This window comes from Brachybacterium kimchii, assembly GCF_023373525.1.
Classification (GTDB): Bacteria; Actinomycetota; Actinomycetes; order Actinomycetales; family Dermabacteraceae; genus Brachybacterium; species Brachybacterium kimchii.
The window spans coordinates 3,719,440-3,745,390 of sequence record NZ_CP097218.1; the positions used below are offsets into that span (position 1 = coordinate 3,719,440).

Below are 25,951 nucleotides of genomic sequence, written 5' to 3' on the forward strand. Positions count from 1 at the left end.
GTGCGGGGGAGTGCCGCGGGCCGTGCTCCGGATCTTCTCATTCCGCCCGCCCTCATCCGTGGGCCGGTTCGAGCAGGGTCCGCAGGGTCTCCCCGAGCGTGGTCACGGTCAGCACCGTGACCACCAGGAACAGGGAGGGGAAGACCAGCATGTGCGGGGCGGAGAGGAACTGCCCGGTCGCCGCGGAGAGCTGGAGCCCCCACGAGATCGCCGGGGCCTGGAGGCCGATGCCCAGGTAGGTGAGGGAGGACTCGGCGACGATCACGCTGCCCACGGTGATGGTGGCGAGCACCAGCAGCGGCGAGAGCGAGGAGGGCAGCACGTACCGGGTGGCGATCCACCAGGGCGAGAGCCCCATCGTGCGTCCCGCGGAGACGAACTCGGAGCGCGCGACGGCGCGGACCGAGCCGCGCACGAGCCGCGCCATCGTCGGCCATCCGAACAGGGCGAGCACGAGGGAGACCGTGAGCACCGAGCGCGTGCCCACGGTGTTCAGCACGACCACCGCGCCCAGCAGGAACGGGAAGCCGAGGAACACGTCGGTCAGGCGCGAGAGCACCGAATCGACCCAGCCCCCGCTCATGCCCGCGACGGTCCCGACCACGATCGCGACGATCCCCGCGAGCGCGGTGGTGAGGGCGGCGACGCCGATCGAGGTGCGTGTCCCGTAGATGACCTGGGCGTAGACGTCGCAGCCCTGGACGTCGAAGCCGAAGGGGTGGCCGGAGGTCGGCGAGGCGCCGCTGCGGGTGAGGTCGCAGAAGCGGGGGTCGCCGTGCCCGAAGAGCCCCGCGAACGGGGCCGGGGCGATCGCGATCAGCAGGATGAGCGCGAGCAGGACCGCGGGGACGATCACCCCGGGCCGGCGCAGGGCGGGGGAGAGCACCCGGTGGCGCACGGGGGCGTCGGCGGCGCGGACGAAGCTGGTCATGACGTCGTCCCCCTGGTGCGGATCCGCGGGTCGAGCAGTGCGTGGAGGCCGTCCACGAGCAGGCTGGTGAGCAGGAAGACGAGGATCAGGGCGGTCGAGATGCCGACGATCGTGGCGCCCTCGTGGGAGCGGATCCCCTGGAACAGCAGGTTGCCGATGCCGGGCACGTTGAAGATCCCCTCCACGATGACGGTCCCGCCCATGAGCAGTCCGAGGTCCGTGGCCAGGTACGTCACCGGCGGGATCAGCGAGTTGCGCAGCACGTGCACGCCGATGATCCGTCGGCGCGAGAGGCCGCTCGCCGTGGCCGCGCGGATGTGGTCGGTCGCGAGGGTCTCGATCACCGAGGCCCGGGTGAGGCGGGAGACGGAGGCGAGCCCGAACAGGGCGATGACCAGCGCGGGCAGCAGGAAGGAGACGGGCCAGCCCTGGGCGGTGCCGGCGACGGGGAACCAGTGCAGGCGCACCGCGAACACGAGCTGGAGCGAGACGCCGAGCACGAACACGGGGATCGCGGCGACCGTGATCGTCGAGATCAGCACCGCCCGGTCGACGGCCTTCCCGCGGCGCAGCGCGGCCGCGACGCCCAGGGCGATGCCCGCCACGACCTCGATCACCCAGGCGGTGAGCGCGAGGACGATCGTCACCGGCCAGCGCTGGGCCATCTGCTCGCCGACGGGCACGCCGTTGAAGTCGGTGCCGAAGTCGCCGTGGAGGAGGCCGCCCAGGTAGCGCAGGTAGCGCTGCCAGAGCGGCTCGTCCAGGTGGTAGCGGGCCTGCAGGGTGTGCACGGTCGCGTCGCTCAGCGGACGGTCACCGCCGAGCGCGCGGATCGGATCGCCGGGCAGCGCGAAGGTCATCACGTAGATGAGGAAGGTGACGCCCAGGAAGACGATCACCAGCGTCCCGATCCGGCGCGCTGCGACCAGCAGCGCGCCTCTCATGACGCGCCGCCGTCGCCGGGGACGGGGAGATCGGCCGACGGCGCGTCCCGCGTCGGCCGCGTCGCGGCCACGTGCGCGGCGCCCGCGAGCACCGCCCCGAGCTGCACGCCGACGAGGGTGCGCATCGGGATGGGCGTCGCCTCGGTGGCGGCGTCGGCCAGCCACTCCTCGTACAGGGCGGCCATCCGCTCGCGCAGCGCGCGCAGGGGAGCGGGGGCGATGCCCGCCCGGGTCTCGGCCTCGATCGCCTGCAGCAGCATCCCGCCGTAGCGGAGGCGGAAGCAGCGCACCAGGTCCTCGCAGGCGAACTGCTCGGCGACGGTCGCCCGCCGCTCGGCCGGCTCGAGCGGCGCCCGGCGGCGGTCGGTCTCCGCGATCGCCCCGAGCATCGGGACGAACGCCCGGGAGGCCTCGAGGTACGGGGTCTCCAGGCTCAGGTGCCGTTCCGCCTCGTCGAGGATCTGCTGCAGGGCCTCACCGGAGGCGCCCATCGTCTCGGCGGTGCGCAGCACCAGGTCCCGGTAGGGCTCGGAGGTGGGCGTCTCGTCGCCGGCGTCGGGGTGGGTCCAGTAGGGGAGCTCCGCCACCAGGCACAGCGCGTCGTGGCGCGCGCCCCAGGAGGCCGAGGAGGAGCCGCGGATCTGCGGCGCCGGATCGAGGCCGATCGACTCGAGGTACTCGTAGTACGTGGAGATGTGGTCCATGGCGAACACCGCGGTCGCGAGCGTGCGCAGGTGCGGCGACTCGGGCTCGCCGGTGTCGAGGGACAGGCCGAGCGCGTCGGGGATCGCGTGGAGGTCCGCGATCAGCTCCGGCTCGTCGTGGGAGAGGTAGTAGTAGACCCCGCCCATCTCCCCGTTGTGCAGGGTGACCAGCAGGTCGGGGCGCACGTCGTCGATGAGCCGCATGAGCGCGAGCGTCTCGGGGAGGACCGTGTCGAAGTAGGCGTCCCTGTAGTCGGTGGGGAAGGTCCACTCGACCTGGCTGTCCGGGGCCGGGCGGTAGAAGTGCCGCGAGTAGTGGGAGCGGTCGAAGGGATCGGCGAACCAGCCCTCGTTCAGCCGCATGCCGTCGGGGTCGATGGTGGGCACGATGTGCCACGTGGTCGCGAGCGCCTCCGCGGGGCCGTCGTCCTCGAGCATCATCTCGGCGAGGTGCAGGGCGGTCCACGAGCCGATGGGCTCGTTGGGGTGGACGCCGCCCGCGATCACCGCCTGGTGGGGTCCGTCGCCGACGACGAACTCGTGGATCGGCTCGCCCAGCCGGCTGGTCCCGATGCGACGCCGGCGAACGCGATCCGTGCTGCGCGCGAGGGCCTCGAAGCTCTCGTGCAGCTCGTCGACGGTGGGGAATCCGCTGTGGTCGGGGAGGGCGCGCACGAGATCCAGGATCTGCGGTGCGCGCAGGGGCGCTCCCTCGTGCGGGTCGGTGGCCGGGTGGGACATGCATGTTTCCTCTCGTCGGACGGCCGACGGCCCGTGGGCGGCCTCGGCGGTGGTGTCGGGGCCCGGGCTGCGACGCGGGGTCGCCGGGGTCATCGGACGGTCACCTCCGCGATCGCGACGTCGCCCCGGACATCGGGGAGGTCGGTGATCTTCTCGCTGGTCACGTAGGAGTACTTGTCGAAGAAGGTGGGGACGACGGGGAAGTCCTCGAAGGCCGCGTCCTGGACCTCGGCGTAGTAGTCGGCAGCCTCGTCCTCGTCGGCCGCGGCGCTCGCGCGGGCGAGCAGGGCGTCCACGTCGTCGTCCTGGTAGTAGCCGGTGCAGGGCGCGCAGCCGCCGGTGGGGGTGAGCAGGGCCCGCAGGGTGCCCTGCTGGCTGGGGTAGAGCGCTCCCCAGTGGCCGAAGTGGGGTCCGTCGACCGTCTTCTCGACGAGCTCCGTGTTGAAGGAGGCGAAGTCCGTGGTGGGCTTCGCGACGGTCTCGACGCCGAGGTTCTGGCGGATCTGGTTCGCGTACCCCTGGTAAAGGGCGTCGAGGCCCGCGCCTCCCGGGTAGACCAGGGTGATCGTGCCGTCGAAGCCGCCGGCCTCGTCCAGCAGCGCCTTCGCGTCCTCGGGATGGAACTCGCAGTGCTTCCCGCAGACTCCCTCCTTCGCCCCGATCATGCTGGGCGGCGTGAGGGAGGTGGCCGGCTCGTACAGCCCGCCGAAGAACGCCCTGTTGACGGCGTCGCGGTCGATCGACATGGAGATGGCCTCGCGCACGCGGGGGTCGTCGTACCGCTCGTCCCAGAGGGGGAAGCCGAGGTAGTCGATGCCCGCGGCGTCGAAGGTGTGCAGGCGGTCGCCGAAGTCCGCGGACGCGCTGGTCATCTTCTCCGGGGGCAGGGTCAGCACGTCGGCGCTGCCGGAGAGCACGTCGGTGTAGGCGGTGTTCTGGTCCTGGTAGCTGCGGAAGGTGACGCGCTGCGTCCGGGGCTCCTCGCCCCGGTACCCGTCCCAGGTCTGCACGGTGAACTCGCCGCCGGGCTTCCATGCCTCGGTCATCGCGTAGGGGCCGTTGCCGACGGGCTTGCGGTCGTAGGCGTCGAGGTCGTCGTAGGCGGCCTCGGGCATCGGGAAGAACGCGGTCTGCGAAGAAGTCAGCTGGAGAGGGAAGGAGCTGTCCGCACCCGTGAGCGTCACCGTGAAGGTGTTCTTCCCCGTGACGCGCAGTCCGCTCATCGTCTTCGTCGTCGGCTTCCCGGACTCGGGGTTGAGGTCCGCGTACCCCTTGATGCCGGCGAGCTGGCCGGAGTCCTCCCAGGCGTGGGGGCCGTAGGCGACGAAGTTCCAGGCCTTCACGTAGCTCTCGGCCGTGACGGGCTCACCGTTCTGGAAGGTCCAGTCGTCGCGCAGGGTGATGGTCCAGGTGACGTTGTCGTCGCTGGTGACGCTCTTCGCGGCGACGCCGTGCACCGTGCCGTCGTCGTCGACGGACACGAGCGGGGAGAACAGCGCCCGCATCTGGTCGTAGGCGACGGTCTGCCGGCCGGGGGTGAGGTGGTCGGGCTCGCCGGTCGCGAACACGAAGCCGTCGGGGTCGCTGTGCTGCGGCGTGCCCACGGAGCACCCGGTGATCAGCGTGAGCGTCGCGGCCCAGGCGATGAGCGTGAGCGCTGCTCCTCTGCGCATGGTTCCTCCGGTGGGTCGTCCTCGACCGCCGCTCGGGGGCGACGTGGGTCGACCGTATGGGAGCACTTCTTTCAAGTCTCAGTGAATAGTGAAAGTTTATAGAATCGTGATCTGCTGGAGCGGCGGGGGCGAGCACCTCGTGGGAACGTGTCGGTCATGCGCCACACACCCTCGTACCTGCTGACGGATCCCGACGAGGTGCGCCGCCTGATCCGCGGCAACCCCTGGGCGACGATCGTCTCGCCCGCCTCGGGGCTGGTCGCCTCCCACTACCCCTTCCTGCTCGAGGAGCCGGCCGAGGGCGAGGACCCGGGGGACGGGATCAGTCTCGTCAGCCACGTCGGCCGGCCGGACGAGGAGGCCCATGAGCTGGGCCGCCACGAGGTGCTCGTGATCATCCAGGGCCCCCACGGATACGTCTCGCCTGGCTGGTACCCGCCCGATCAGTTCATCCCGACGTGGAACCACGTGACCGCCCACCTCTGGGGCACGCCCGAGATCCTCTCGGACGAGGAGAACTTCGCCGTGCTCTTCCGGCTCGTCGACCACTTCGAGCAGCGCATGCCCCACCCCGTCTCCCTGCAGATCGACGAGGAGCGGGCGAGGGGCATCGCACGCGGGACCGTCGGGATCCGCGTGCGGGTCCGGCGCTTCGACGCCCGCGCCAAGCTCAGCCAGGACAAGGGCCCCGCGGTGATCGAGTCCGTGATCTCCGCGCTGCGCGCGCCCGGGCCCTACGAGAACCCGGCGCTCGCCGCCGAGATGGTCCGCGAGCACGGGGAGCCGAACCCGCAGCGGTCGGCCCCGCAGGATCCGTCCGCGGATCGGGGTGAGGACTGATGGCGACGCCGACGCCCACGCCGGTGCCGCCGGCGACGCTGCTGCAGGAGGTGCGTCGCATCGGGGCCGACGCGGCGCCCGTGGACCTCCGCATCGTCCAGGGGGCCATCGAGGAGATCGCACCGGCCGGCGGGCTCGCGGCGCGCGCCGACGACGAGGTCGTCGCGGCAGGCGGCGCCTGGGTGGGCCCCGGCCTCTGGGACCACCACACGCACATGGACCAGTGGTCCCTCGCGCGGCGCCGCATCGACGTCTCCGCGTGCGCGAGCGCGGCCGAGCTCGCCCGCACCATGGCCGCCGCGGCGGGGACCGGCGACCGCGACCGGGACCCGGTGCTCATCGGGCACGGCTTCCGCGACGGGGTGTGGCCCGATCGCGCGGAGCGGGCCCTCCTGGACGCCGCCGTGCCCGACCGGCCGGCGGTCGCGATCAGCCACGATCTGCACACGGTCTGGGCGAACGGACCCGCCCTGGACCTGCTCGCGCGCGGGCTCGGCAGGCCCCTCCCAGGGGACGGGGTGCTGCGGGAGGCCGATGCCTTCGACGCCACCGGGCAGCTGTCCCGGGTGCCCGAGGAGACCCTGGACGGCTGGGTCCGCGAGGCCGTCCGGGACGCCGCGCAGCGCGGCGTGGTCGGCGTCGTCGACCTGGAGATGGGCTTCGGCATCGAGTCCTGGCAGCGCCGCATGGCTGCCGGCGCCGATGCTCTGCGCGTGCGCTCCGGGATCTATCCGCGCGAGCTGGAGCGCGCGCTGCGCGACGGACTGCGGACGGGCGAGTCCGTCGAGGGCACCGCGGGACTGCTCACCGTCGGGCCCTTCAAGCTGGTCCTGGACGGGTCGCTCGGCACCCGCACGGCATGGGTCGAGGACGCCTACGACGCCGACGGCACGGACCACGGACTGCGCGCGCTGTCTGCCGAGGAGGCGCTCGCCCTCACCCGCAGGGCGCACGACGGCGGCCTCGTCCCCGCGCTGCACGCGATCGGCGATCGTGCGGTGGCCCTCGCGCTCGACATCTTCGAGGAGACGGGGGCGCGGGGGAGCATCGAGCACGCGCAGCTCGTGAGCGAGAAGGACCTGCCCCGCTTCGCGGAGCTGGGCGTCGAGGCGAGCGTCCAGCCGGAGCACGCGATGGACGACCGCGATGTCGCCGACCGCCACTGGAGCGGACGCACGGGACGCGCCTTCGCCTTCGGCTCGCTCGTGCGGGCGGGCGCGCGGCTCCGCCTGGGGTCCGACGCCCCCGTCGCCCCGCTCGACCCCTGGATCTCGATGGCGGCGGCGGTGACGAGGGAGCGCGACGGCCGCGAGGCCTGGCATCCCGAGCAGCGGATCCCGCGGGAGATCGCCTGGAGCGCGTCGACCGACGGCCGCAGATCGATCGGCGTCGGGGACACGGCTGACCTCGTGCTCACCGCCGAGGATCCCCTCGCGGTGCCGGAATCGGCGCTGCGGGACATGGAGGTGCTGGGGACGATCCGCGCAGGCGCCTGGACGCACCGCGCGCTCTGAGCCGCGCGGCCGCCCCGGATGTCCGCGGGCGGCCCACGGGTGAGATGCTCGGGAGGACCGGATCCGCACCCGGCGCCAGAGGAGACCCCGCACCATGACCCGACCCCGCCTGGGACTGTTCACCCGACTCCTCGAGGAGGCGAGCCCCGCCGACCGCTACCGCTTCGCGCTCGAGCAGATCAGCCGGGCCGACGAGCTCGGCTTCGCCTCCGCCTGGGTCGCCCAGCACCACTTCGGCGAGCACGAGGGCGGCCTGCCCTCGCCTTTCGTGCTGCTCGCCGCCGCGGCGCAGCGCACGCGCGACATCGCACTGGCCACCGGGGTGCTCACCCTCCCGATCGACGGTCCTCTGCGCGCGGCCGAGGACGCCTCCGTGCTCGACGCCCTGAGCGGCGGGCGCGTGCAGCTCGGGATCGCCGCCGGCGGCACGCCCTCGTCGTTCCCCGCCTTCGGCCGCGACCCCGCCCGGCGCCGGGAGATCTTCGCCGAGCACCTGGGCGTGCTGCGGGACGCGCTCGCCGGTCGCGGGGTCCGCGGGACCGAGTCGAGGATCTACCCGCCCGCCGGGGACCTCGGCCGGCGCATCTGGCAGGCGACGTTCTCCGCCGACGGCGGCCGACGCGCCGGCGAGGCCGGCGACGGGCTGATGCTCTCGCGCACCCAGGTGCGCCCCGAGGACGCCCTCGACCTGCCCCTGCACGAGCTCCAGCTGCCCATCATCGAGGCCTACCGCAGCGCGCTCCCCGCGGGGGCGGTCCCGCGGGTCCTCGCCTCGCGCACGGCTCTGGTCGTCGATCCCGAGGATCGCGACCGCGCGCTGGCCCTCGCGGAGCCCGGGCTGCGCGCGCTCGCCGCGGGCCAGAGCGGGTTCGACGCCGCCGGAGCGAGCATCGAGCAGCTCGTCGCCGTCACCGACACGCACGTGGGGACCGTCGACGAGGTCTGCGAGACGCTCGCGGCCGACGAGACGCTGCCCGCGGCGACCGACGTCTCGTTCCAGGTGCACTCGATCGCCGCGCCCCACGAGATGACCCTGCGCAGCCTCGAGCTGCTGGCCACGGAGGTCGCCCCGCGCCTCGGCCTCGCCACCGGATGGGAGGCGGCCGCGTCCCTGCGCGCCGGGACCGTGGGCGCCGGATCCTGAGCCCGTGGCCGTCGGTCACGATTCCCCTGGCCCCGTCGGTCACGATTCCCCTGGCCCCGGCGGCCGGGACGGCGTTCTCAGCGGTGGTGGCGGCCCCGGCCCTTCTTCTTTCCCTTCCGCGGATGCGGATCCCCGTGTGCGGGGGAGCAGGCGCGCAGGGTGATCGCCGACTCCTGCAGGACGAAGGGGTGGACGGGCCGCTTGCGCGCGGGGATCGGATCCTCCGGGTTCACGAAGTCCACCACGTACTCGTCGTTCCGTGAGAAGCGCAGCGACGGGTCGCGGAAGGAGTACCCGTCCGGCAGGTCCACCGTCGCCACGGTGCCCCGGGAGTCTCCTTCGATGCCCTCTGCCGGGAGCACCGTGAGGGTCGCCTTCCTGCGTCGGGTCAGCGCGGTGGGCACACGGCCGCCGCTCAGCGCCTCTCCGCGCGGGACCGCCGTCAGGTACATCGCGTAGGTCCCCTCGGGCAGGGCGGCGACCGCATCCGCGTCGTCGGCGGAGGCCACGCGCAGATGCACCTCGTTCCGGCCGCCCGGCGCCCCGGTGTTGACGAACAGGGGGCTGTCGTTGACGGACACCTCCACCGCGTGGTCCTTGGTGTCGGTGGTGACGCCGGCGACGAGGTCGGCGTGATCGCCCTGGCGGATGGCCACGTCCTCGACGCCGGAGAGCGCGGGCATCGAGGAGCGGTAGGCGGCGTCCTGGGCCGCCTGCTCCTTCGTCTGCGAGAAGCGCACCCAGTCGACCTCGAACCGGGCGCCGTCCTCGGCGAGGTGGTCACCGGCGTCGCCCGCCCAGTTGCCGCCGGTCGCGAGGTTGATCTGCAGGTAGGCGGGGCGTGCGAGCCCCGCGCGGGCGGCGTCGCGCCGCGCCTGGTCCGCCGGGTCCTCGGAGACGAAGTGCAGGGTCTTGTAGACGACCCCGTCCAGGAGCCATGCGAGCTTGTCGGGCGTCCGGTTGACGCCGAAGACATGGAAATCCTCGTGCAGGTCCTCCGTGGTCGTGGTCTTCCCACCCAGCGCGTAGGGGGCATAGGTGCCGTCCCCGTCGGCGTCGCCTTCCGAGTACCAGAAGTGCGGGGTCCCGTAGACGGTGCTGTTGCTGGTGCCTGCGCTCGCCGTCTCGCCCTGCGCTGCGCGCTCGGCGGTGGGGGCGCCGATCATCTCCGCGATGTCGATCTCTCCCGTCGAGGGCCAGCCGTACCCCTGGGAGGGGTCGATCCGGCCGTCGATCGGGAAGTCGTGGCCCAGGGTCCAGATCGCGGGGAACGCGCCCTTGCCCTTCGGCAGTCGCGCCCGGATCTCGAGGCGGCCGTAGAGGAAGTCCCGCCCGGCGTGGGTGCGCACGCTGCCCGAGTTGTACTTGACCAGGCGCGCCGCCGAGCCCAGCCGCTCGGTGTTGCGGTACTGGTCCGCCGCGGGCCGATCGGTCACGGCGAGGATCAGGCGACCGCCCTCGATGCGTACGTTGTCCGTGCTGCTCGAGTAGTGCTGCTGCTCGTTGCCGCGGATGTTGCCGAGCTCGTACTCCCACGTCGTGGGGTCGAGGCGGGAGCCGTCGAAGTTCTCCTCCCAGGTCAGGGAGAAATCGGCGTGCCCGGAGTCGTCGGTGGGGCCGCCGGCCGCGTGGGCGGCGTCGGGGCGCAGGAACGAGGGGGCGATCCCGGCGGCGGCCGTGCCGGCGGCCGCGAGGCCGAGCAGGGTGCGGCGTCGCAGGGCGGGGCCCGTGAGAGTTCGTGTGGACGAGTCGGAAGGGCGGGATGACGTCATCGTCGTGCTCCTGGATCAGGATGGTGTGCCCGGACGGGGTGCGCTCACGCTAGAGAGGGGACGCAAAAGTGTCAATACTCGTGACGCTTTTGGTGTGTGGTGAGGGTCTGGCTCGTCCCCTCACCCCGACCGATCCAGCGTCCGCCGGATCGTCTCCTGCACCCGGCGGGCCATCCCGGGCCCGTCCACGGCCCGGCGCCCCGCGACCTGGATCGGGATGAACCCGGGCCACTGATCGCTGAATCCCAGCAGCTGCGCGACGTCGGCAGCCGGGGCCACGCGTACCCCGGCGACCTGCTCGTAGTCCTCGAGGAACCACATGGCGGCATCGGCCGAGAAGAGCACGGCGAGGTTCAGCCGGCAGTGGCCCACGTCCAGACCGCGGTCGGCGAGGCCCGCCGTCGGCCAGTCGACCACGGCACGGATCCGAGGCCGCTCCGCGCCCTCCCACAGCACGTTGAAGTGCTGGAAGTCGCCGTGGGAGAGCACTGCGGTCGACGGATCAGGGGTGCGCGAGGCGAGCTCGTGCGCATCCCGGGCGAGACCGGCGTCGTCGAGGGCGACGAGCCACGGGTGCTGCGCATAGGGCATGTACTCGCAGGTCTTGAGCGCGGGCGGCGGCACGGCATGGATGCGCACGAGCATCTCCGCGAGCCGCCGCACCCATTCCCGCAGATCCGGGGGATCGAGCTCCACCCGGCCCGGGAGGAACGTGGTCACGGTCGTCGGCAGGCCCGATCCGCTGCCGTCGGGATCCGCGGCGAGCAGCCGGGGGATCGAGAGCCCCGAGGCGGCCAGCGCCTCGAGCCCGGTCACCTCGCGCCGCACCCGGTCCTGCTCCTCCGACCCCGTGCGGCGCCAGCGGCGGACGACGAGATCGTCGCCGCCGTCGGCTCGCCGCAACTGGAGCATCTGACCGGTGATCCCGCCGACCAGGGGACGCACGAGCTCGACCTCTCCGAAGAGCGGGTGGAGCCAGCGGCGCAGCTCCGGGTCGAGATCGTACTCAGCGCCTTCAGCGCCCTCGACGCCCTCGACGCCCTCGGCGCTCACGCCGTGCACGCGCCCGTCGAGACGGTCTCCGTCTCGCCGTCGAGCTGCGCGATGACGGGCAGCAGCTCGGCGTTGGTCATCGCGTAGGCGACGTCGTCGTCGGACTCACCGCGCGCGAAGACCACCCCCGCGACGCCGCCGTCCGAGTCCAGCAGCGGACCGCCCGAGTTGCCGGGCTCGACCTCCGCGTCCAGCACGTAGATGTCACGGCGCACACTGCCCTCGCCGTGCGCGTCGTGCACCTCGGCGCTGCCCGAGGCGCGCACTGTCGCCGACGACGAGCGGAACGGCCCGCCGTGCGGATACCCCTGGATCACGGCCGAGGCGCCGTCGTCCAGCGTGTCGACGAGCTTCAGGGGCTCGGCGTCGACGTCGGCCGCGATCACGGCCAGGTCGTTCTCGACGTCGAAGTGGACCACGCGGCCCTCCCGGGCGCTCTCGCCGGGCAGCTCGACCATCGGATGCTCCACGCCGGCCACCACGTGGGCGTTGGTGACGATGCGATCGGGCGCGATCACGAAGCCGGACCCGGTGGAGATGGTGCCGCAGCCGTTCGTCGGCCCGGAGACGCGCGCGACGGACTGCGCGGCCTGCGCGAGGTCCGCCTGGTCGAGGTCGACGGGGGCCGACGTCGGGACGTCGGCCTCGCCCAGTCCCTCGGGCGGGCTCACGATGGTGGGCATGGGCAGGGCGCCGACGACCTCCGCGCGCAGCTGGGCGAGGGCGTCGTCGACGGGCTCCGGTGTGGCACGGTCGATCTGCTGCAGGACCCGCGAGGACGCGACCGTGCTGGAGACGCCAGGGATGCCCGCGGAGACAAGTCCTGCCCCGCCGAACATGACCACGACCAGGCCCAGCACGAGCCCGAGCACCCCGCCGAGGAGGCGTTCGAGGACGCGCAGGTGGATGCGGTCGGCGCCCCGACGGATCAGCCCGCCGATGCCCGAGCCGATCGCGCAGCCGACCACCAGCAGCAGGAACAGTGCGCCGAGCACGGCCGCCGTGCGCCACGGCGGATCCACCGCGCCGGAGACGTGGGGGAGTGCCCACACCGCGGCCGCGGCACCGGCCGCGAGCCCCAGCAGGGCGCCGAGCGTCGCCGCGAAGCCCGAGCGCAGTCCGGCCGCGAGCGAGGCCAGCACGATGACGACGGCGACGACATCGACGATCCAGACCATCGGTCCACCTCCTCAGCCGTGCGCGATGCCCCCATGATGCCGGGTGCGCGCGAGGAATGGCTGACCGTCGCCCCGCCCCGGTCGCCGGCCGGCCCCGGGGGCGTGGCGCATCGGACCGCGGGGGAGGGTTGTGACGCGCTTCATCATCGAAGAAGGACCAGGTCATGCAGTGATTCCGGGGGCTCTCAGCGAACTGTGAGGTCCGTCGTCGCGATCTTTGACGAAGAGCAGCAAGATTCAGCGCATGTCCTCCTCTTCCCATGCCTCGGATCGCCCTGCCCTCGATGATCACCACCGGGGCGGAGGCGCCGGACCGGGCGGCGGGCCCGCGCACGGCGACGGCCGTGAGGGTGGTTCGGACTCCCAGGTCAAGAAGCTCTCGCCCTCCGGCCTCGTCGCGGGCGGCGCCGCCGCGGCGACCGCCTCGGTGATCGGCGGACAGCTCGGCATCGCCGGGACCGTGCTCGGCGCGGCCCTGACCTCCGTGGTCTCCGCCGCCGCGCTCGCGCTCTACACGGACTCCGTGAACCGCAGCAAGCAGAAGCTCAAGCAGGTGCAGGTCAAGGCGCTGAAGCCCGGCGCACGCGCGTCCGCGTCCTCCGTCAACGATCTCCCGCACTCCTCGCGCACGAGTCGCCGCGCGGCCCAGCAGGACGCGGCGGCGGGCGTCGCCTCGCTCGGCGCCGGATCCGAGCGCGCCGAGGACGCCGAGGGTCAGGACGGCGCGAAGAAGTCCCGGGCGCCGAGGATCATCCTGCTCGCGCTCGCGATGGCCGTGATCGGCATCGCCGCGGTGTTCGGCGTCCAGCGGGTCGTCGGCACGGAGCTCTCGCCGGGCACCGGCCAGATCCAGCGCTCGGTCACCGGCACCGAGCACGTCTCCACCCGCGACGACTCCTCCTCGACCGACGACTCGACCGGGGACTCCTCGACGACCGACGACTCCGAGACGGGCGACGACTCGACCGGGGACGACACGGACGACTCCTCGGGCTGGAACCCCTTCGGCGGCGACGACTCCTCGGGCTCTGGGAGCACGGACGGGGACAGCGGCGACTCCGGGAGCTCCGGCTCCGGCAGCTCCGGCGGGTCCGGCAGCTCGGGGGACTCCGGTGACAGCGGCTCCGGGAGCAGCGGCTCGGGATCGGGCAGCGGCTCCGGGAGCGGCGGCAGTGGCTCGGGCTCAGGCTCCGGGTCGGGAAGCGGCTCGGGCTCCGGAGGCTCCGGTGCGCAGGGCGGGTCCGGCACCGGTCAGTGACGCCGGGCTCGCGTCCTGACAGCACCAGGACCTCGGCTGCGGCCGTGCACGTCGAGCCGATCTCATCCTCGGTGGCGGTGCCACCACAGCGCGGCCTGCACGCGCGACTCCACCTGCAGCTTGGTGAGCAGGTGCGTGATGTGGGTCTTCACGGTCGTCACCTCGACCACCAGATCCCGCGCGATCTGCTGGTTCGACAGTCCCCGGGCGAGCAGGCGCAGCACCTCCTCCTCGCGCCGCGTGAGTTCAGCGCCCTGTGCCGTCGGCGTCGGACGGTCCTCGGCGCTCGTCGTCGCGGCCACGGCGGACGACGGGCTCGTCAGGGCCGACGGAGCCGACGGGGCCTCCGCCGACCCGCTCCGCAGCGCAGCGACCACCGCCCGGGTGGCGGCGGGGGAGAGGACGGCGTCACCGCTGGCCACGGCGTGCACGGCCTCGAGGATCCTGCGCGGCTCCTCCGTCTTCACGAGGTACCCGTCGGCCCCGGCCGCGAGTGCGCCCAGCACATAGGAGTCGAGGTCGAAGGCGGAGATCACGAGCACCCGCGCGCCGGCCTCGCGCAGCGCCGGCGTGATCTCGATGCCGGTCGCTCCGGGCATGCGCACGTCGGTCAGCGCGACGTCCGGGCGCTGGGCCCGTGCATGCCGGACGGCGGCGTCGCCGTCGGCGGCCTGGGCGACGACCTCGGTGCTCGGGTCGGCCTCGAGCAGGGCGACGAGTCCAGCGCGCACCGCCGGGTGGTCGTCGGCCACGAGCACGCGGATCGGCGTCTCGGGCGCCACCTGGGCGAGGGGCGGTGTGGGTGCGTCGGACATCAGGGGGCCTCCGTCGTGAGCGGTGAGTGGTCCTGCGTCGGGACCCGGACCTCGACGCGCCAGGTCCACGGGTCCGACGCGTCCGGTCCGGCGCTGAGGGAACCGCCGACGGCGAGGGCGCGCGAGCGCATCGTCGTGAGACCCAGCCCGGGGGAGTCGTCTGCCCGGATACGGCCGGGGACGAATGAGTTGGTGCAGATCAGGTGGACCGCGTCGGCGTCCGCGGAGACGTCCAGCCGGCGCGGCGCCCGTCCGTGGGCGAGGGCGTTCGCGACGGCCTCGGCGCCGATCCGCAGCAGCGCGGCCCGCAGCGTCGGATCCACGCGCGCCGGATCCTCGACCGCCGGATCGACCTGTACGAGACTGCCGCCGTCGGCCCCGTCGGCCCCGTCGGCCCCGTCGGCCCCGTCGGCCCCGTCGGCCCCGTCGGCCCCGTCGGCCCCGTCGCCGCCGACGCCGCCGACCGGCGTGTGCGCCCCCGCATCGAGCCGCGCCGCGAGCGCATCCCAGCTGAGCGTCACCTCGGGCTGGACCGCGCTCTCGTCGGTGAGCATGGTGATCACCGAGCGCAGGTCCCGCAGCGCCGCCTGCGCCGACTCCCGGGTGGTGACGAGGGAGCGCTCGCGCGCGTCCGCCGAGGGCAGCTGCGTCGCGAGCCCGGCGTGCAGCGTGACCGCGCTGAGATGCCCGGACAGCACATCGTGCAGATCCTGGGCCAGACGCCGACGCTCGGTCTCCACCGCGCGCTCCGCCCGCTCGGCGGCGAGCTCCTGCTCGGCCGAGGCGAGACGCTCGGCCGTCGCCCGCGCCAGATGCAGGTGCCGCACCTCCCAGCCCCAGGCGAGGGGAGTCCCGACGACCACGACGATCAGCAGCAGCCCCACGATGATCGACGGGCCCGGCTGCGGCCAGGTGGAGGTCACCGCGATCATCGCGATCGAGATCGCCACCCCGACGCCGCTCGTCACATGCGCCAGGCGCCGGGACCCGTAGGCGAGGGGCGACCACAGCGCCTCGAAGAGCAGCACGTATCCGCCGATCGTGGAACCGCCCAGCACCTCGGCGCACGAGAGGGCGCCGGTGACGACGAGCGTCACCGCAGGCGCCCGCTGCCGCAGCGCCGTCGCCAGGGCCGCGGGCACGAGAAGCGCGATCGATGCGCCGTTCGACCACAGCGGCCCCTGCGCCAGCAGCCCCTGGGTGCCGATCCCGAGTCCGCCGATGCCGCCGAGCGTGACCACGGCGACCACGTAGATCGCCGCGACGAGCAGGTCGCGGCGCGGCAGCCACGGTGCGTGCTCGGGCTCGGATTCCATGCCCACGAGGCTAGACGGCGCGGCGGAGGCCGGCACCGGTGATCGAGGGGTCCAGCACCAAGGGATGACGCACCGGTCCCGCGGGACCGGAAACCTGGAACCCATGGATGCTCTGACCCATGCCACGGGCCCGCTCGGACTTGTGGTGCTCGCCCTTGTCGACTCGACGTCCGTGGGGACCCTCGTGATCCCCGCGATGCTGCTCGTCCTCGGCCAGGGCGGCGCACGGCGCGTGGCCGCTCGCACCGTGCTGTACCTCCTGGTCATCGGGGTCTTCTACCTCGTGCTCGGAGTGGTCCTGCTGGCCGGGCTGCTGCCGCTCATGCACTCCGCCCAGGGCCTGCTCGAGACCCCGGCCGCCGGCGTCGCCCTGGCCCTGATCGGCGCCGGGCTGCTCGCCTGGTCGTTCCGTCTCGACCCGAAGTCGATCCGCAAGCGCGGCGGGGATCCCGAGGACTCCGCGCGCCGCTGGTCGGAGCGTGTGCGGGCGGCGGCCGGGAAGCCGCGGGCCCTCGTCGGCCTCGCCCTCCTCGCCGGCGTCATCGAAGCCGCGTCGATGCTCCCGTACCTCGCGGCGATGGGGATCATCGGGCAGATGGGGCTCGGCTTCGCGAGCGGTGCGCTCGTGCTGGTCGGCTACTGCGCCGTAATGATCGTGCCGGGGCTCGTGCTCGCGGGCGTCCGCGCGCTCGCCGGGGCCCGGGCCGACCGCCTGCTCCAGCGCCTGCACGACTGGGCGATCCGCAGCGCCGCCGAGACCCTCTCCTGGGTGGTCGGGATCGTCGGCGTCATCCTCCTGCTGCGGAACCTGGGGACGGTGCTGGACGCGCTCGGCGTCGGGTGAAGCGGTGCGGCGACGCCCCTCCGCGGGTGTGAATCACGACACCCGGCCGTGAACGATCACGAGGTCGCGGACCTGCGGAAGCTCTGCGCGCCACCGATGCGGAACTCCGGGAGCTGTGTGGCGCCCCACAAATAGTCGCCGAGCGCTAATGTGGGCCCCGACTTCGCAAGGAAGAGGAGTACCCATGAGACCGCTCGTGCCACGCCGCACGGCCCTCGCCGGGGGCGCAGCAGCCCTCGCCGCGGGCCTCGCGGCATGTGCCCCCACCGGCGCAGGGAAGGTGAACGCGGAAGCGGTCATCCCTCCGTCGGACGGGCCCGTCACCCTGACATATTGGGCCTGGCTGAAGGACCTCCAGAAGGTCGCCGACAAGTTCAACGCCTCCCAGGACCGCATCACGGTCAACGCCACCTGGATCCCCGGCGGCAACGCCGGCGGCTACGCCAAGATCCTCAGTGCCGTCGCCGCGGGCGGCGGCCCGGACATCGCCCAGGTCGAGCTGCGCAGCGTCCCCGAGTTCGCCCTCGCCGGCGCGCTCACGGACCTCTCGCGCTACGGCTTCGCCGACGACGAGAAGGACTTCGACCCTGGAGCCTTCGCGCAGATCAAGGTCGGCGACTCGCTGTGGGCCGTCCCGCAGGACACCGGGCCCGGCGCGATGTTCTTTAACAAGGACGTCTTCGAGGGAGAGCTCGGACTGACCCCGCCGAAGACCTGGGACGAGTTCCGCACCGTGGCCGAGGAGGTCACCAAGGCCGGCAAGACCCTGATGACGCTCGACCCCGGCGACGGGTCCGTGCTGCCCTTCTGGGCGATGCAGAAGGGATCCGTCTGGTTCGAGCCCCAGGACGACACCTGGGTGCTGAACATGGCCGACGACCCCACCATGGAGATGGCCGACTTCTGGGACGGCATCTTCGCCGACAAGCTCGTCTCCACCGGCTACGGCGCGTTCTCGACGCCGTGGTACGCCGCGGCGGGCAAGGGCGACGTGCTCTCCTACGTCGGCGGCTCGTGGGGCGACGCCCTCATCGAGACCGTCCCCGGCGGCAAGGGCAAGTGGGCCGTGGCCGACATGCCCCGCTGGGACGACGGGTACGCCTCCGGCGGGCTCGGCGGCTCTTCGGCCGCGGTCCTGTCCACGAGCGAGCACCCGGCCGAGGCCCTCGAGTTCCTGCGCTGGATGTGCACCGACCCCGACGGCATCGACGCGATGATCGAGAACTCGGGCATCGGCTGGTCCCCGGCCGCCGACTACATCGGCAAGTCCCGCGAGAAGGCCAGCGACTTCTTCTCCGGACAGAAGTACAACGTCGACGTCATCGAGCCGATGGCCAAGGGCCAGAACCTCGACTGGACCTGGGCGCCGCTCATGCAGCGGATCATCGACCGCCTCGGCGACGGCATGCTCGACGTCGTCGGCGGCGGCAGCACCTTCACCAAGATGCTCCCGCAGGCCCAGGACGACATCGCCGAGATCATGCGCAAGATCGGCCTGAAGGTGGAGATCGCCAAATGAGAAGCAAGAGCGCTCCCTGGGTGCTGATGGCGCCCTTCCTGCTGCTGTTCCTGTTCACCATGGTGCTGCCGATCATCATCGCGATCGTCCAGTCCTTCCTCACGGTGCAGCGCACGGGGCTGGTCGGCGAGGACGGCGCCGTCAGCCGTTTCGCCGGCCTGGAGAACTACCTCGCGGCCCTGACCAACCAGAACTTCACCGACTCGATCCTGCGGATGCTGGCCTTCGGCGTCGTGCAGGTGACCGTCATGATCGTCGCCTCGACGATCCTCGCCCTGCTGCTGGAGAGCGCGAGCGCGAGGTGGCCGGGCCTGTTCCGCGCCGCCTACTTCCTGCCCTACGGCATCCCCGGCGTGATCGCGACGATCCTGTGGTCGTTCCTCTACGTCCCTGGCCTCAGCCCGATCGTGGACGCCCTGGGCTGGGTCGGCATCGACGTCGACTTCCTGGGTCCGAACATGGTGCTGTGGTCGATCGCGAACATCGTGACCTGGACCTACACCGGGTACAACATGCTCATCATCATCGCCCAGCTGAAGGCGATACCCGCTGACCTCTACGAGGCCGCGAAGATCGACGGGGCCGGACCGCTGCGCGTGGTCACCTCGATCCAGCTGCCGCTGATCCGTCCGGCGCTGATGCTCACGATCATCTTCTCGATCATCGGCACGCTGCAGCTGTTCGCCGAGCCCCAGGTGCTCTCCTCGATGAGCTCCGGCATCAACTCGGAGTACACGCCCAACCTGTCCGCCTACGCCTACGCGTTCCAGTACAACGACCTGGGCATGGCCTCGGCCGAGGCGGTCATCATCGCCCTCGCCGCGTTCATCCTCTCGGCCGCCGCGCTGGGCATCTCCAACCGTCTGGGGAGGAAGTCATGAGCACCTCGACGCAGACGCAGGGATCGTCCGCGCACTCGACCGGGGGCGCCGGCACGCCGGGCGCGACCTCGAAGCGCACGAAGACCGGCAAGGCCGCCCGCGAGTCCCGCACCGCCGGCACCAAGCCGACCACCACCATCATCGTCACCGCGATCCTGGTGATCGTCGCGCTGTACTTCCTGGTGCCCGTGTACTGGGTGATCGTCAACGCCACGAAGTCCACCGAGGACCTCTTCGGCACCAACGGCTTCTGGCTGGGCAAGAGCTTCCAGCTGTTCTCGAACCTGGGCGACGTGCTCACCGCCAACGGCGGTGCGTTCCCGCGCTGGGCGCTGAACTCGCTGCTGTACTCCGGGGTGGGCGCGGTCTTCGCGTGCTACTTCGCCGTGGCCGCCGGATACGCCCTGGCCAAGTTCGAGTTCCCGGGCCGCAACGCGATCTTCGCGTTCGTCCTGGGCGGCGTGCTGGTGCCCGGCACGGCGACCGCGCTGCCGCTGTTCCTCGTGTTCAGCAAGATCGGGCTCACCAACACCTACTGGTCGGTGCTGATCCCCTCGCTGCTGAGCCCCTTCGGCCTGTTCCTCGCCCGCATCTACGCGAGCGCGGCCATCCCCGACGAGGTCCTCGAGGCCGCCCGCATGGACGGTGCGAGCGAGATGCGGATCTTCCACACCATCGTGCTGCGCCAGCTGGTGCCGGCGATCGTGACGATCCTGCTGTTCCAGTTCGTCGCGATCTGGAACAACTACTTCCTGCCGCTGGTCATGCTGGCCGACGAGAAGCTGTACCCGATCACCCTGGGCCTGAACAACTGGCGGGCCCAGACCGATCGTCTGCCGGAGTTCTACCAGCTCACCGTGGGCGGCGCGCTGCTCTCGGTGATCCCGCTGGCGATCCTCATCATCGTGCTGCAGCGCTTCTGGCGCGGCGGCCTCACCGAGGGCTCCGTCAAGGGCTGAGCGCGGGGCGGTCCGCGTCGCGGGCCCGCACGCAGAGAAGCGAGGGTGGCGAACCACGATCCACGGATCCTGGTTCGCCACCCTCGCTTCGTCGTCGGGGCCGACGTGCGGCGCTGCGCGCCTTCGGCGCGGCCGGCCCGGTCAGCCCTGTCGGGCCTTCAGGCGGGGGTTCCTCTTGTTGATCACGTAGGTGCGCCCGCGGCGGCGGACCACCTGCGATCCGGGCAGGTTCTTCAGCGCGCGCAGCGAGTTGCGGACCTTCATCGGGCGGCCTCCTGGGTGGATGCGCCGGCGCTCTTCGTGCCGTAGCGGCGGCGGAACTTCTCGACGCGACCGGCGGTGTCGACCACGCGGGCGCTGCCCGTGTAGAAGGGGTGCGAGGCGGACGAGATCTCCACGTCGATGACGGGGTACTCGCGGCCGTCGTCCCACAGCACGGTCTTGTCCGAGGTGACGGTGGAGCGGGTCAGGAACGAATGACCGGCGCCCGCGTCGCGGAACACGACGTGGTGGTAGTCGGGGTGGATGCCGTTCTTCATGCAGAGCTCCTTCGGGGAGTCGGAGGGATGGGGGAGTCGGGCCGCCGGCGGATCGGCCGACGGACGCGGCTCACCAGCTGGACTTGGTGATGCCGGGCAGCTCGCCGCGGTGGGCGGCGGCCCGGAAGCGGACGCGCGAGAGCCCGAAGCGGCGCAGATGGCCGCGGGGGCGGCCGTCGATCGCGTCGCGGTTGCGCAGGCGCGTCGGGCTCGCGTCGCGGGGGAGCGCCTGCAGGGACCGCTGGGCATCGGCGCGCTCCTCGGGCGAGGAGGCCGGGTCCTTGACGGCCCGCTTGAGGGCGGCCCGACGCTCGGCGTACTGGGCGACGACGGCGCGTCGGCGCTCGTCGGCGGCGATCTTCGAGGTCTTGGCCATCAGCGCTCCTCCCGGAACTCGACGACCTCGCGCACGCGCGGGTCGAACTTGCGCATGCTGAGGCGGTCGGGAGTGTTCCGCCTGTTCTTGGTGGTCATGTACGTGAAACCGGTGCCGGCCGTGGAACGCATCTTCACGGTCTGGCGGACGTCGTTGCGACGACTCATGGGTGCCCTCCTGCGGGTCGTGATGGGTGGATCGATACGCACGGGCCGACGGCGCCGCGCGGGGGTGGTGAGGACTGGTGATCGAGGAGCGGGGCCGCGAGGGATCCGTGCGACGCGGTGCTCGACTCGGCGGGGGCGGGGCCGCCTGCCTGAGATCGCGCGCCCCGTTCCTTCCGTGCCCGGTACGACGCCCGGCAGCCCCGTCCCGATGTCAGAGGTGCTCGCACGTCACATCACCGTCGGCCCCTGGGGGCGTCGGCCCGTCGGACCCTCGTCCCGTCGGCCCCGCGGCCCTCAGACCTTCTCGCCCCGCGCGCGCATCTCCTGGACCACCGCGTCGATGCCGCGCTGGTCGATGATCTTGATGCCCTTGGCCGAGAGGGTCAGCCGCACGGTGCGGCCGAGCGAGGGGACGAAGTACTTCTTGTGCTGGATGTTCGGGCTGAAGCGGCGGGGCGTACGGCGGTGGGAGTGGGAGACGTTCCGTCCCATCCGCGGCACGGCGCCGGTGACTTGACAACGTTGGGTCATGATGGAGGAGACTAGCTACTGATAATCATTCTCGTCAAGAAGTGAGGTCGCGACCGATGTCCGCGAACGATGCCGCACACGGCGGCCCCGATGCCCACGGGCCCCTCCGCCCCGTGCCCGATACCGGCTCCCTTCCCGTCAGCCTGATCTCCTCGATCGACCCGGTCCTGCGGGACGTGCTGGTCACGAGCCTGCTGCTCGAGCGTCCGGGCATGCTCGCCCTGCGCTACGACGTCGACGCCGAGCACGGTGCGCTGCGCCGCGTCCTCGGCGACGCCGAGCGCGTGATCGACGACTCGCTCGTCGAGCTCGACCACCCCTGCGTCTCCTGCGCCATGCGCGAGGACGCGATTCCGCTCCTCGCGCGCCTCGCCGGCGAGAGCCGCTGGAACGGGCTGCTGCTCGCCCCGCCGATCAGCGCCGACCCCGAGGTGGTCGTGCGCACCATCCTGCCCGGGCGGCAGGGCTGGCACCTGGGCGCCTCGGCCGCCGTCGTCGACACGCGCACCGCCGTGCACGACCTCCTCGAGGACGACACCCTCGCCGAGCGCGGGCTGCAGTGGGCCGACGGCGACGAGCGCGCGGTGGGCGAGGCCCTCGCCGCCCAGATCGAGTACGCCGATCTGCTGGTCCTCGACGGGGCCGACGGCGCCGCCCGCGAACTCATCGAGCACCTCCGGGCGCCCGAGCAGCAGGTCGCCGCCTCGATGCACACGCTGCACCCCAAGACCCTGCTGCTGGGCCGCCACTCCCGCGCCCGCGCCGAGGCGCGCCGCGACCCCCGCCGCGTCGCTCCCTACGGCGGGCCCACTGCGCACGGCACCTGGACCCTGGACCTCAGCTCCGACCGGCCCTTCCACCCGGATCGCCTCCTCGAGCACATCGAGGAGCTCGGCGCGGGCCGGCTGCGCGGCCGCGGCCGCTTCTGGGTCCCGGACCGCCCCGGCACGATCTGCCAGTGGGACGGCGCCGGCGGCCAGGTCTCGATCGGCGCGATCGCCGACGCCGGGCGCGACCTGCCCACCACGCGGCTCGTCGTCACGGGCGTCGGACCGGCCGATGCCGAGCGCGTGCGCCGCGCCTTCGGCCGCATCCTGCTCACCCCGGAGGAATGGGCCGACGGGCTCGCCCCGTGGCTCGGCATCGAGGACCGGCTCGCCCCGTGGCTCGGGGAGCGCGAGGCCGCCGCCTGAGGGTGCGGGGCGGGCGGCGGCTCGCCCCGCGCCGGACCGTGGAAGACTGGCGCCCGTAGAACGGTTCACCGAGAGGACTCCCGACGATGCCTGCCCTGCTCGAGCCCACCCCTGACGGCTTCCTGCGCGGGGGCGAGCCCCACCGGATCGTCTCCGGCGCGATCCACTACTTCCGCGTCCACCCCGACCAGTGGCGGGACCGGCTGCGCCGCCTGGTCGCCATGGGCTGCGACACCGTCGAGACGTACGTCGCCTGGAACATCCACCAGCCCGATCCCGAGACTGTCACCTTCGAGGGCATCGCCGACCTGGGGCGTTTCCTCGACATCGCGGCCGAGGAGGGGCTGGACGCGATCGTGCGGCCGGGCCCTTTCATCTGCGCCGAGTGGGAGAACGGCGGGTTCCCCGGCTGGGTGCTGCGCGACCGTGGGATGCGTCTGCGTGTGCACGATGAGGCCTACCTGCGGCTCGTCGACGACTGGTTCGACCGGCTGATCCCCGTGATCGCGGAGCGGCAGGTGGGCCGCGGCGGCAATGTGGTGATGGTGCAGGTCGAGAACGAGTACGGCTCCTACGGCGACGACACCCTCTACCTCGCGCACCTGCGCGACGGCCTGCGCGCCCGCGGCATCGAGGAGCTGCTGGTGACGTCCGACGGCCCCGCGCGGATGTGGCTGACCGCCGGGACGATCGACGGCGCGCTGCCCACCGTGAACTTCGGCTCCCGCACCCGGGACGTGCTCGAGATGGCGCAGCGCGAGCTGCCGGCACGGCCCCTGATGTGCATGGAGTTCTGGAACGGCTGGTTCGACCACTGGGGCGAGGAGCACCACAGCCGGGACGCCGGGAGCGCCGCCGCCGAGCTCGAGGACATGCTCGCCGCCGGCATGAGCGTGAACTTCTACATGGCGCTGGGCGGCACCAATTTCGGGCTCACCGCGGGCGCGAACCACGACGGCGTCCTGCAGCCCACGACCACGAGCTACGACTACGACGCCCCGATCGCCGAGGACGGCCGCCTCACCGAGAAGTTCCACGCCTTCCGCGAGGTCATCGCCCGCCATCGCGACCTGCCGCCACTCGCCGAGCAGCTGGCCGAGCTGGGCATCGACGCGGAGCCGGCCGCCCTGGGAGCCCGCGACGTGCAGATCGAGCGCATGGCGCCGCTGCGCGCGTCCGAGCGCTTCACCCGCACCGCGCCCACCCACGTGGTGCCGCCCGCCTTCGAGGACCTCGGGCTCGAGCGCGGGATCCTCCGCTATTCACGGGACGTCGAGATCGAGGCCTCCGACCGCGCCGACGGCACCCGGACCCTCGCGCCCCTGAAGCTCTTCGGCCTCGCCGACCGGGCATGGGTCTACGTCGATGGGATCGCCGTCGGGTCCGCGGGCATCGGCGCGCAGGGCGCGGTCGACGGGACCGTGGCCGGGGAGACCGATCCCGCCGTCGTCGAGCTCGCGCCGTTCGTCGACCGTCTGCTGCCCGAGGGCGGGCACCGCACGGTGCGCGTGGAGATCCTCGTGGAGAACCTGGGGCGCGTGAACTTCGGCCCCTACCTGGGCGGACGCAAGGGCATCCTGCGCGGCGTCTGGGACCGCGTGCGCTTCCTGGGCGATTGGGAGGCCGATCCCTGGCCGCTCGAGGAGATGGGGGAGGAGCTCGCCCGGGTGGCCGCCGACCTGCCACCGGTCGAGGCCGCTCCGTGTGGTGCTGCCGAGGCGGACGCCCTCCCCGTGCTCGTCGTCGCCTCCTTCGAGACCGAGCAGCAGGCGGACGCCCACCTGGACCTCTCCGCAGCGGGGCACGGCGTCGCCTATGTCAACGGGCGCTGCGTGGGCAGGTACTGGGGCATCGGCCCCCAGCAGTCGCTGTACGTTCCCGCGCCCTGGATCCGCGAGGGACGCAACGAGGTCCTGCTGCTGGATCTCGATCGGGTGCCGAGCCGCCTCCGTCTGGTGGACCGGCCGCTGTTCGACTGACCGTCGGGCGATGGCGTGCTTCGGGCCGCTGCCGTCGACGCGTTCGAGCCGCCTGTCGCCTCACCCCGCGCGTTTGAGCACACGTCCCATGGTGACGATCTCGCAGTGCGCGACCCCGTGGCCCGCCAGCTGCTCGTCCACGAAGGTCACCAGGTCGGAACGATCCGGCAGCGCGACGTTGGCGACGATCGTGCACGGGCCGCTCGTCGCGGCGGCGAACCGCACCTCGGGGCGCGAGCGCAGGGAACGACCGAGCTCGCGGATCCCTCCCGGTGCGACGCGCATCCAGAGCATGGCGTCTCCTGATTCGGCCACCGCGGCCGGGTGGATGTCCGCCTCGAGGTAGAGGACCCCCTCCTCGAGCAGTCGCCGTCGGCGCCGGGACGCGGTGCTGCGGTCCACGCCGACGCGTCGGGCGAGAGTCTCGCTGCGCATCCTGCCGTCGTGGGCGAGGGCCGACAGGATCTCGTGGTCCACGGGTTCGAGCTCCCGGGCCGGGGCGAGCACGGCGTCCGCCGAGCCGCTCCACACCTCCAATAGGTCGTGCGCCTGCACCTGCAGCCGAGGGCTCTCCGCGGCCGCCGCCTGCAGGGGATCGGCAGATTCGTCCGCGTTCACCACGAACCCGCACATCAGCTCCCCGCCGTCCCGGGAGAGGCGCACCCACCGGCTCTCGTCCTGCGTCGCCATGTCGCCGGCCAGGTGCGCGAGCGCGGGCGTCGGCCCATGCACGCGGACCAGGCGCGCGAGACGACCCCCGAACCCCGGCAGAGTGCGCCCCAGGATCCGGACGACGTCTGCGCTGATCATCCTGTGCAGACGGCGCGCGACGGTGCGCTCGGAGACGTCCAGCCGACCGGCGAGCTCCACGATGCTGGCCCCCGGGTCCCGATCCAGAGCCGTCAGCAGACGCCTGTCCATCGGGTCCAATCGGACGGACAGGGGACCTCGGGGGACGCCGGTCGACGACCCGTGGTGGAGGGGCCGCCCCGCGCTCGCTCCGGAGTGCCGTGTCCGCTCGGGCGGGAGTGACGGTTCTGCGGCCATGGCGCTCCTTCTGGGTGGCTCACGTGGAGTTCA

Annotated in this window: 25 protein-coding genes; 10 read left to right on the top strand and 15 right to left on the bottom strand. The window is 72.5% G+C overall.

Translation table 11 applies throughout. The features are described 5' to 3' along the window. Nucleotides 1–52: 52 nt before the first annotated feature. From M4486_RS16905 to M4486_RS16920, 4 genes are all read right to left on the bottom strand, one after another. Nucleotides 53–931 carry an ABC transporter permease gene (locus M4486_RS16905; RefSeq protein WP_249478493.1) on the bottom strand — a complete coding sequence of 293 codons (879 nt, stop codon included), beginning with the start codon at nt 929–931 and terminating at the stop codon, nt 53–55. After that, nucleotides 928–1,875, bottom strand: a complete 948-nt coding sequence (locus tag M4486_RS16910) for an ABC transporter permease (RefSeq protein ID WP_249478494.1) — start codon at nt 1,873–1,875, stop codon at nt 928–930. The genes M4486_RS16905 and M4486_RS16910 overlap by 4 nt, the downstream gene beginning before the upstream one ends. Then, nucleotides 1,872–3,320, bottom strand: a complete 1,449-nt coding sequence (locus M4486_RS16915) for a M14 family zinc carboxypeptidase (RefSeq protein WP_249478495.1) — start codon at nt 3,318–3,320, stop codon at nt 1,872–1,874. Before M4486_RS16915 ends, M4486_RS16910 begins: the two co-directional genes overlap by 4 nt. Nucleotides 3,321–3,409: 89 nt before the next feature. Then, on the bottom strand, nt 3,410–4,993 hold the full coding sequence (locus tag M4486_RS16920; protein ID WP_249478496.1) for a peptide ABC transporter substrate-binding protein: 1,584 nt from the start codon (nt 4,991–4,993) through the stop codon (nt 3,410–3,412). Nucleotides 4,994–5,149: 156 nt separating this feature from the next. On the opposite strand from M4486_RS16920, the gene M4486_RS16925 reads away from it, so the two are divergent. The 3 genes from M4486_RS16925 (at nt 5,150) to M4486_RS16935 (ending at nt 8,491) form a co-directional block, all read left to right on the top strand. Beyond that, a complete protein-coding gene (locus M4486_RS16925; protein ID WP_249478497.1) occupies nt 5,150–5,833 on the top strand; it encodes an FMN-binding negative transcriptional regulator in 684 nt (227 codons plus the stop codon). Next, on the top strand, nt 5,833–7,347 hold the full coding sequence (locus M4486_RS16930; RefSeq protein WP_249478498.1) for an amidohydrolase: 1,515 nt from the start codon (nt 5,833–5,835) through the stop codon (nt 7,345–7,347). The genes M4486_RS16925 and M4486_RS16930 overlap by 1 nt, the downstream gene beginning before the upstream one ends. A 94-nt stretch (nt 7,348–7,441) precedes the next feature. Further along, complete coding sequence (locus M4486_RS16935; RefSeq protein ID WP_249478499.1) at nt 7,442–8,491, top strand: putative FMN-dependent luciferase-like monooxygenase; 1,050 nt, start codon at nt 7,442–7,444, stop codon at nt 8,489–8,491. Between the two features lie 77 nt (nt 8,492–8,568). Here the strand turns inward: M4486_RS16935 and M4486_RS16940 are convergent, their stop codons facing one another. The 3 genes from M4486_RS16940 to M4486_RS16950 all read right to left on the bottom strand — a co-directional run bounded on the left by M4486_RS16940 (nt 8,569) and on the right by M4486_RS16950 (nt 12,494). Next, nucleotides 8,569–10,263 carry a glycoside hydrolase family 16 protein gene (locus M4486_RS16940; protein WP_249478500.1) on the bottom strand — a complete coding sequence of 565 codons (1,695 nt, stop codon included), beginning with the start codon at nt 10,261–10,263 and terminating at the stop codon, nt 8,569–8,571. Between the two features lie 120 nt (nt 10,264–10,383). Next, the gene (locus M4486_RS16945) at nt 10,384–11,325 is read right to left on the bottom strand and encodes a phosphotransferase family protein (RefSeq protein WP_249478501.1); all 942 of its coding nucleotides are present in this window, start codon (nt 11,323–11,325) and stop codon (nt 10,384–10,386) included. After that, nucleotides 11,313–12,494, bottom strand: a complete 1,182-nt coding sequence (locus M4486_RS16950; RefSeq protein ID WP_249478502.1) for a MarP family serine protease — start codon at nt 12,492–12,494, stop codon at nt 11,313–11,315. The genes M4486_RS16945 and M4486_RS16950 overlap by 13 nt, the downstream gene beginning before the upstream one ends. A 244-nt stretch (nt 12,495–12,738) precedes the next feature. Here M4486_RS16950 and M4486_RS16955 point away from each other — a divergent pair, with 244 nt between their 5' ends. Then, complete coding sequence (locus M4486_RS16955; RefSeq protein WP_249478503.1) at nt 12,739–13,752, top strand: hypothetical protein; 1,014 nt, start codon at nt 12,739–12,741, stop codon at nt 13,750–13,752. Nucleotides 13,753–13,814: 62 nt separating this feature from the next. Here the strand turns inward: M4486_RS16955 and M4486_RS16960 are convergent, their stop codons facing one another. Both M4486_RS16960 and M4486_RS16965 read right to left on the bottom strand, forming a co-directional pair. Next, a complete protein-coding gene (locus tag M4486_RS16960) occupies nt 13,815–14,567 on the bottom strand; it encodes a response regulator (protein WP_249478504.1) in 753 nt (250 codons plus the stop codon). Then, nucleotides 14,567–15,883, bottom strand: coding sequence for a sensor histidine kinase (locus M4486_RS16965; protein WP_249478505.1), 1,317 nt, complete (start codon nt 15,881–15,883; stop codon nt 14,567–14,569). The genes M4486_RS16960 and M4486_RS16965 overlap by 1 nt, the downstream gene beginning before the upstream one ends. A gap of 103 nt (nt 15,884–15,986) precedes the next feature. Between M4486_RS16965 and M4486_RS16970 the strand changes: the two genes are divergently transcribed. From M4486_RS16970 to M4486_RS16985, 4 genes are all read left to right on the top strand, one after another. Next, nucleotides 15,987–16,727, top strand: a complete 741-nt coding sequence (locus tag M4486_RS16970; RefSeq protein ID WP_249478506.1) for a GAP family protein — start codon at nt 15,987–15,989, stop codon at nt 16,725–16,727. Between the two features lie 184 nt (nt 16,728–16,911). Then, entirely contained in the window at nt 16,912–18,246 is a 1,335-nt protein-coding gene (locus M4486_RS16975) for an ABC transporter substrate-binding protein (protein ID WP_249478507.1), read from the top strand. Next, a complete protein-coding gene (locus tag M4486_RS16980; RefSeq protein WP_249478508.1) occupies nt 18,243–19,127 on the top strand; it encodes a carbohydrate ABC transporter permease in 885 nt (294 codons plus the stop codon). Before M4486_RS16975 ends, M4486_RS16980 begins: the two co-directional genes overlap by 4 nt. Next, nucleotides 19,124–20,086 (top strand): carbohydrate ABC transporter permease, encoded by a 963-nt coding sequence (locus M4486_RS16985; protein ID WP_249478509.1) that lies wholly within the window; start codon nt 19,124–19,126, stop codon nt 20,084–20,086. Before M4486_RS16980 ends, M4486_RS16985 begins: the two co-directional genes overlap by 4 nt. Before the next feature lie 141 nt (nt 20,087–20,227). Here M4486_RS16985 and ykgO read toward each other — a convergent pair whose 3' ends face one another. The 5 genes from ykgO to rpmB all read right to left on the bottom strand — a co-directional run bounded on the left by ykgO (nt 20,228) and on the right by rpmB (nt 21,699). Continuing rightward, on the bottom strand, nt 20,228–20,350 hold the full coding sequence (gene ykgO, locus M4486_RS16990) for a type B 50S ribosomal protein L36 (protein ID WP_200502117.1): 123 nt from the start codon (nt 20,348–20,350) through the stop codon (nt 20,228–20,230). Continuing rightward, the gene (locus M4486_RS16995) at nt 20,347–20,625 is read right to left on the bottom strand and encodes a type B 50S ribosomal protein L31 (RefSeq protein ID WP_249478510.1); all 279 of its coding nucleotides are present in this window, start codon (nt 20,623–20,625) and stop codon (nt 20,347–20,349) included. The genes ykgO and M4486_RS16995 overlap by 4 nt, the downstream gene beginning before the upstream one ends. A gap of 70 nt (nt 20,626–20,695) precedes the next feature. Next, the gene (gene rpsN / locus M4486_RS17000) at nt 20,696–21,001 is read right to left on the bottom strand and encodes a 30S ribosomal protein S14 (protein WP_249478511.1); all 306 of its coding nucleotides are present in this window, start codon (nt 20,999–21,001) and stop codon (nt 20,696–20,698) included. After that, a complete protein-coding gene (rpmG, locus tag M4486_RS17005; RefSeq protein ID WP_152351371.1) occupies nt 21,001–21,168 on the bottom strand; it encodes a 50S ribosomal protein L33 in 168 nt (55 codons plus the stop codon). Before rpmG ends, rpsN begins: the two co-directional genes overlap by 1 nt. Before the next feature lie 294 nt (nt 21,169–21,462). Continuing rightward, complete coding sequence (gene rpmB, locus M4486_RS17010; protein WP_200502113.1) at nt 21,463–21,699, bottom strand: 50S ribosomal protein L28; 237 nt, start codon at nt 21,697–21,699, stop codon at nt 21,463–21,465. A gap of 56 nt (nt 21,700–21,755) precedes the next feature. On the opposite strand from rpmB, the gene M4486_RS17015 reads away from it, so the two are divergent. Both M4486_RS17015 and M4486_RS17020 read left to right on the top strand, forming a co-directional pair. Beyond that, nucleotides 21,756–22,892: a CobW family GTP-binding protein gene (locus tag M4486_RS17015; protein WP_249478512.1), complete on the top strand. Its 1,137-nt coding sequence runs from the start codon at nt 21,756–21,758 to the stop codon at nt 22,890–22,892. 86 nt (nt 22,893–22,978) lie between these two features. Beyond that, nucleotides 22,979–24,871 carry a glycoside hydrolase family 35 protein gene (locus M4486_RS17020; RefSeq protein ID WP_249478513.1) on the top strand — a complete coding sequence of 631 codons (1,893 nt, stop codon included), beginning with the start codon at nt 22,979–22,981 and terminating at the stop codon, nt 24,869–24,871. A 60-nt stretch (nt 24,872–24,931) separates the two neighbouring features. Here the strand turns inward: M4486_RS17020 and M4486_RS17025 are convergent, their stop codons facing one another. Beyond that, nucleotides 24,932–25,792: a winged helix-turn-helix domain-containing protein gene (locus M4486_RS17025; protein ID WP_249478514.1), complete on the bottom strand. Its 861-nt coding sequence runs from the start codon at nt 25,790–25,792 to the stop codon at nt 24,932–24,934. Nucleotides 25,793–25,951: the final 159 nt, after the last annotated feature.

Excerpts from the sequence above, each read along its gene's own strand:
- M4486_RS17025 (WP_249478514.1), bottom strand. The coding sequence starts at position 25,792 with ATGGACAGGCGTCTGCTGACGGCTCTGGATCGGGACCCGGGGGCCAGC.
- M4486_RS16915 (WP_249478495.1), bottom strand. The coding sequence starts at position 3,320 with ATGTCCCACCCGGCCACCGACCCGCACGAGGGAGCGCCCCTGCGCGCA.
- M4486_RS16965 (WP_249478505.1), bottom strand. The coding sequence starts at position 15,883 with ATGGAATCCGAGCCCGAGCACGCACCGTGGCTGCCGCGCCGCGACCTG.
- M4486_RS16930 (WP_249478498.1), top strand. The coding sequence starts at position 5,833 with ATGGCGACGCCGACGCCCACGCCGGTGCCGCCGGCGACGCTGCTGCAG.
- rpmB (WP_200502113.1), bottom strand. The coding sequence starts at position 21,699 with ATGACCCAACGTTGTCAAGTCACCGGCGCCGTGCCGCGGATGGGACGG.
- rpmG (WP_152351371.1), bottom strand. The coding sequence starts at position 21,168 with ATGAGTCGTCGCAACGACGTCCGCCAGACCGTGAAGATGCGTTCCACG.
- M4486_RS16940 (WP_249478500.1), bottom strand. The coding sequence starts at position 10,263 with ATGACGTCATCCCGCCCTTCCGACTCGTCCACACGAACTCTCACGGGC.
- M4486_RS16905 (WP_249478493.1), bottom strand. The coding sequence starts at position 931 with ATGACCAGCTTCGTCCGCGCCGCCGACGCCCCCGTGCGCCACCGGGTG.
- M4486_RS16985 (WP_249478509.1), top strand. The coding sequence starts at position 19,124 with ATGAGCACCTCGACGCAGACGCAGGGATCGTCCGCGCACTCGACCGGG.
- ykgO (WP_200502117.1), bottom strand. The coding sequence starts at position 20,350 with ATGAAGGTCCGCAACTCGCTGCGCGCGCTGAAGAACCTGCCCGGATCG.
- M4486_RS17020 (WP_249478513.1), top strand. The coding sequence starts at position 22,979 with ATGCCTGCCCTGCTCGAGCCCACCCCTGACGGCTTCCTGCGCGGGGGC.
- M4486_RS16975 (WP_249478507.1), top strand. The coding sequence starts at position 16,912 with ATGAGACCGCTCGTGCCACGCCGCACGGCCCTCGCCGGGGGCGCAGCA.
- M4486_RS17015 (WP_249478512.1), top strand. The coding sequence starts at position 21,756 with ATGTCCGCGAACGATGCCGCACACGGCGGCCCCGATGCCCACGGGCCC.
- M4486_RS16950 (WP_249478502.1), bottom strand. The coding sequence starts at position 12,494 with ATGGTCTGGATCGTCGATGTCGTCGCCGTCGTCATCGTGCTGGCCTCG.
- M4486_RS16955 (WP_249478503.1), top strand. The coding sequence starts at position 12,739 with ATGTCCTCCTCTTCCCATGCCTCGGATCGCCCTGCCCTCGATGATCAC.
- M4486_RS16980 (WP_249478508.1), top strand. The coding sequence starts at position 18,243 with ATGAGAAGCAAGAGCGCTCCCTGGGTGCTGATGGCGCCCTTCCTGCTG.
- M4486_RS16935 (WP_249478499.1), top strand. The coding sequence starts at position 7,442 with ATGACCCGACCCCGCCTGGGACTGTTCACCCGACTCCTCGAGGAGGCG.
- M4486_RS16970 (WP_249478506.1), top strand. The coding sequence starts at position 15,987 with ATGGATGCTCTGACCCATGCCACGGGCCCGCTCGGACTTGTGGTGCTC.
- rpsN (WP_249478511.1), bottom strand. The coding sequence starts at position 21,001 with ATGGCCAAGACCTCGAAGATCGCCGCCGACGAGCGCCGACGCGCCGTC.
- M4486_RS16925 (WP_249478497.1), top strand. The coding sequence starts at position 5,150 with ATGCGCCACACACCCTCGTACCTGCTGACGGATCCCGACGAGGTGCGC.
- M4486_RS16910 (WP_249478494.1), bottom strand. The coding sequence starts at position 1,875 with ATGAGAGGCGCGCTGCTGGTCGCAGCGCGCCGGATCGGGACGCTGGTG.
- M4486_RS16995 (WP_249478510.1), bottom strand. The coding sequence starts at position 20,625 with ATGAAGAACGGCATCCACCCCGACTACCACCACGTCGTGTTCCGCGAC.
- M4486_RS16920 (WP_249478496.1), bottom strand. The coding sequence starts at position 4,993 with ATGCGCAGAGGAGCAGCGCTCACGCTCATCGCCTGGGCCGCGACGCTC.
- M4486_RS16960 (WP_249478504.1), bottom strand. The coding sequence starts at position 14,567 with ATGTCCGACGCACCCACACCGCCCCTCGCCCAGGTGGCGCCCGAGACG.